This window comes from Pseudomonas sp. F01002 (genome assembly GCF_004402115.1).
Lineage (GTDB): Bacteria > Pseudomonadota > Gammaproteobacteria > Pseudomonadales > Pseudomonadaceae > Aquipseudomonas > Aquipseudomonas frigoris.
The window spans coordinates 14,363-18,353 of sequence record NZ_SOPU01000002.1 but is presented as its reverse complement, the minus strand read 5'-3'; the positions used below and the strand labels follow the sequence as shown (position 1 = coordinate 18,353).

General features: G+C 58.2%; 4 protein-coding genes and 1 pseudogene. 1 reads left to right on the top strand and 4 read right to left on the bottom strand.

The genetic code is table 11. The features are described from left to right. From E3W21_RS31500 to E3W21_RS00100, 4 genes and pseudogenes are all read right to left on the bottom strand, one after another. A pseudogene (locus tag E3W21_RS31500) lies at positions 1 to 138 on the bottom strand (isochorismatase family protein); the annotation flags it as partial. A 91-nt stretch (positions 139 to 229) separates the two neighbouring features. Next, positions 230 to 382, bottom strand: coding sequence for a hypothetical protein (locus tag E3W21_RS31055; RefSeq protein WP_166793798.1), 153 nt, complete (start codon positions 380 to 382; stop codon positions 230 to 232). A 64-nt stretch (positions 383 to 446) separates the two neighbouring features. Then, the gene (locus E3W21_RS00105) at positions 447 to 1,490 is read right to left on the bottom strand and encodes an LLM class flavin-dependent oxidoreductase (RefSeq protein WP_134417112.1); all 1,044 of its coding nucleotides are present in this window, start codon (positions 1,488 to 1,490) and stop codon (positions 447 to 449) included. 102 nt (positions 1,491 to 1,592) lie between these two features. Next, positions 1,593 to 2,078, bottom strand: a complete 486-nt coding sequence (locus tag E3W21_RS00100; protein ID WP_129443519.1) for a flavin reductase family protein — start codon at positions 2,076 to 2,078, stop codon at positions 1,593 to 1,595. Positions 2,079 to 2,403: 325 nt separating this feature from the next. Here E3W21_RS00100 and E3W21_RS00095 point away from each other — a divergent pair, with 325 nt between their 5' ends. Next, positions 2,404 to 3,810, top strand: coding sequence for a cytosine permease (locus tag E3W21_RS00095; protein ID WP_134417111.1), 1,407 nt, complete (start codon positions 2,404 to 2,406; stop codon positions 3,808 to 3,810). Positions 3,811 to 3,991: the final 181 nt, after the last annotated feature.

The window sequence follows — 3,991 nt, the reverse complement described above, 5'->3', positions numbered from 1 at the left end:
ATAGATAACAGGCACCCGCTGACGGCGGGCGGTCTCGAGCAGGGCGGCGGTGTTGGCCGCCACAGTGTCGAAGTGTTCCAGGACGAAACCGTCCTCCTGTTGCATGTCGATGATCAACAGCGCGTTTTTATTGTTCATAGAGCAAACCTGATCATGGGCGAAGCACAATGCACCGGACACGCTTCGCGATAACGAGACGTGGGGTGCGTGAATTCCAGTTCGGGTGGGCTCAGGGAACGAGTTGCCAGAAGCCGTTCTGCTTGGCAGTAACGCTGGCGCGCAGGCGTTTGAAATGGAGATGCGAAGCGGTCCATTCGCCGCGCAGGTAAGCCTGCTCGGCGCCGGAGGGAAGGGCGAGTGATGGGCGGCGATCATTGATCATTGGAATCGACCCTACACGTCAGTCAGCCCCCCCGGCTTCGCGTCCGAGGGGCAGGGTAGTGGACTCAGCGAAACGCTGGCACCACGTGTTTGATAAACAGCTCCAGGGATTTTTTCTTCTCCGCGTGGGGCAGGCTGTTATCGCACCAGAAGCTGAACTCGTCGACCCCCAGTTCCTGGTAATACTTGATGCGCGGGATGATTTCTTCCGGGGTGCCGATCATGGCGGTCTTGTGCAGACTCTCCAGTTTGAACTCCGGGCGCTCGGCGAACTTCTCTTCCGGGCTCGGCGCCAGGAAGCCGTTGACCGGCACTTCCTTGTTGCCGAACCAGGCATCGAACGTGCGATAGAACTTCGAGATCGCCTTGGCCCCGACTTTCCAGCCTTCCGGGTCATCCGCCGCGTGGACGTGGGTGTGGCGCAGCACCATCAGTTGCGGGCGTGGCACGTCCGGGTTGTTATCCAGCGCGGCCTGAAACTTGTTCTTCAGGTCGAGGACTTCTTCGTCGCCTTTCATCAGCGGCGTGACCATGACGTTGCAGCCGTTGGCCACGGCGAAGTTGTGTGAGTCCGGGTCGCGAGCGGCGATCCACATTGGCGGATTAGGCTTCTGGATTGGCTTCGGTACGCTGGTGGACTTCGGGAATTTCCAGATATCGCCATCGTGAGCGTAATCGCCTTGCCACAGGGCGCGCACCACCGGAACCATCTCGCGCAGCGCTTGACCGCCGGAGGAGGCGGGCATGCCGCCGGCCATGCGGTCGAACTCCACCTGATAGGCGCCACGGGCCAGACCGACTTCCATGCGACCGTTACTGATCACGTCCAGCAGTGCGCATTCGCCAGCGACCCGCAACGGGTGCCAGAACGGCGCAATGATGGTGCCAGCGCCGAGGTGAATGGTGGTGGTCTTGGCGGCCAGGTAGGCCAACAGCGGCATCGGGCTCGGCGAGATGGTGTATTCCATGGCGTGGTGTTCGCCGATCCAGACGGTGCTGAAACCACCGGCTTCGGCCATCAGGGTCAGTTCGGTCAAGTCTTCGAACAGCTGACGGTGGCTGACGCTTTCGTCCCAACGTTCCATGTGCACGAACAGGGAAAACTTCATGACGCTTACCTCGGATCTTTTATTGTTGGCCTGTCGATCGGGAGTCGGCTGGCTGATTATTGGAGTATCGAAATTCGCAATATGCGCAAAATATTTTCTGGATCAGGCGAGCACGGGCAGGGCGCCCATCTTGCCGTGGCAATACACCAGTGGTCCGGCGTTCTGCTGGGGCACGATCAGGTTCTTCACCGCGCCGACCATGATCGCGTGGTCGCCCCCTTCATATTCGCGCCACAACTCGCATTCGATGACCGCTGTGGCATTGGCCAGAATCGGGTTGCCCAGCTCGCTCAAGGTCCACTCGATGCCTTGCGCCTTGTCCTTGCCTTTGCGCGCGAAGGCATAGGCTTCGCTCTGCTGGCCGCCGGACAGGACGTGAATGGCAAAGCGTTTGTTCTTGATCAGTACCGGATAGGAATCGGAGCTGTAGTTGGGGCAGAACAGCACCAGGGCTGGGTCCATGGACAGCGAGCTGAAGGCGCTGGCGGTCAGGCCGACGATGTGGCCATCGTCATCCAGCGTGGTGATCACAGTCACCCCGGAAGGAAACGAACCCATCACTTGTTTGTAGATGGCGGCATCGATCATGGGACGGTCCTCTGGCGGTGTAATGCGGGTTTTTATGTGTTTATAGGTCTGATGGTATACCGTAATACATAGTTTGCAAGGGCTTTTTTTTTGGCCCGATAAACGTACATTTTTGGTTTTGTAGCCAATGTTTACGGGGCTTTCAGCCCGTTTAAGCGGGCGCTGATGCCTGAGGATTGCGGCTCAGATGGGCGCTAAAAGACCGGATCAGTCTTGTTAAAAAGATGGAATACCATAATATGACCGGCATCTGAGGGGCAGCCAAAGAGTTCCCCCGGTTTGGCTTCGTACAACTATAAGATCAGACAAACTAGAGTTCATGCACATGTCCCAGATGTCCCGGCAAGACCCCCTGATCGAGAATCACACGGTCGATTACGTCCCGCTCGCGGAACGCCACGGGAAGGCCCGCGACCTTTTCACTTTATGGTTCAGTACCAACATTGCACCGCTGCCCATCGTGACAGGCGCCATGGTGGTTCAAGTGTTCCACCTCGACCTGTTCTGGGGCCTGCTGGCAATTGCGCTCGGGCATATGGTCGGCGGTCTGGTGATTGCCCTCGCGTCGGCTCAAGGACCGCGCATGGGGATTCCGCAGATGGTGCAGAGCCGCGGCCAGTTCGGCCGTTATGGTGCGCTGCTGATCGTGTTCTTTGCGGCGATGATCTACATCGGCTTTTTCATCTCCAACATCGTCTTGGCCGGCAAGTCCATTGTCGGCATCGCGCCTTCGGTTCCGGTGTCGGCGAGCATCCTCATCGGCGCCCTCAGTGCCACCGCGATCGGGGTGATCGGCTACCGCTTCATTCACACCCTCAATCGCATCGGGACCTGGGTCATGGGCAGTGCCTTGCTTGCCGGTTTTCTTTACATTTTCGCCCATGACCTGCCGGCGGACTTCTTCACCCGCGGCGGTTTTAACCTGTCGGGCTGGCTGGCAACGGTGTCGTTGGGGATCATCTGGCAGATCAGCTTCTCGCCTTATGTGTCGGACTACTCGCGTTACCTGCCGGCGGATATCGGGATTGCCCGTCCGTTTTTTGCCACGTATCTGGGGGCTACCCTGGGCACCATTCTGTCGTTCACTTTCGGCGCGGTGGCGGTGTTGGCCACTCCAGAAGGCACCGAAGCGATGGCGGCGGTGAAGCAGTCCACCGGCTGGTTGGGGCCGATCCTGATGGTCCTGTTTTTGCTCAACATCATCAGTCACAACGCCTTGAATCTGTATGGCGCGGTGCTGTCGATCATCACCTCGATCCAGACCTTCGCCAGTCAGTGGACGCCGAGCATCAAAGTGCGCGTGGTGTTGTCGAGTGTTGTGCTGGCGGGTTGCTGTTTTGTCGCATTGGGCGCTTCGGCGGATTTCATCTCGCAGTTCATCGGGTTGATTCTGGCGCTGTTGCTGGTGCTGGTGCCTTGGGCGTCGATCAACCTGATTGATTTCTATCTGATCAAGCGTGGCAACTATGACATTGCCTCAATCTTCCGTGCTGATGGCGGGATTTACGGGCGGTTCAATCTGCATGCGATTGTTGCGTATTTCATCGGGATTATCGTGCAGCTGCCGTTTGCCAATACGTCGTTGTATGTCGGGCTTTATGCCAATCTGGTGGACGGGGCTGATTTGTCGTGGCTGGTGGGGTTGGTGGTGACTTGTCCGTTGTATTACTGCCTGGCTACGCGTGGGCAGGGGCAAGAGAGCAAGGCAGCGAAACTGGGTTACACACACTAGCGCCCGACTTGAGTTCGCGTCTGGAATGCCCGGCCTCTGCCGGGCATTTTTTTTTGCGCTAGGGTGTGTGTATATCCGTTTCTTCGGTAACGGCTGCTTAGGGGTCCGCCCTTACGGCGGGTCACTTGGAAAAGCCCCAAGTAACCAAGGGCTCTTGCCCCTTTCGTTCGGTGCCTCGCCT